Below are 349 nucleotides of genomic sequence, written 5' to 3'. Positions count from 1 at the left end.
CGGACGCTCGGCGGTGGTGACGTAACCGGTGGCGTCGACGAAGGCGGCGAACTGCGCGACGGTGACCGGCGTCGCATCCAACTCGAACGGCTCGACGGCGACCTCGTGGACCGGGCCCTCCTCCGGGTAGAAGCGGTCGGAGCCCATCCGGAAAACGCCGCCGTGGATCGAGATCATCTCCGGGGCCATCCGCTCCTCCTTCGTCTGCCTTCAGCCATCATGGACCGGCCGCACCGCTGTTGTCGCCTCAGTGAATGCTGTCTGGTGCCACCGGACGTACCCGCCCTACCATGTGGCTGCTTCCACCCCGACGACGGCAAGGAGCCCTCGATGAGCGACACTGATGCAC

1 protein-coding gene is annotated in these 349 nt (G+C 67.0%); it reads right to left on the bottom strand.

All coding sequences use genetic code 11. The annotated features are described in order from the left end of the window. A partial coding sequence (locus SB775_RS28040) for an SUMF1/EgtB/PvdO family nonheme iron enzyme (protein WP_410864425.1) occupies window positions 1-189 on the bottom strand: 189 nt, incomplete at its 3' end. Window positions 190-349: the final 160 nt, after the last annotated feature.

The organism is Peribacillus sp. SIMBA_075 (assembly GCF_046534585.1).
This window is presented reverse-complemented; position numbering and strand designations above follow the sequence as displayed.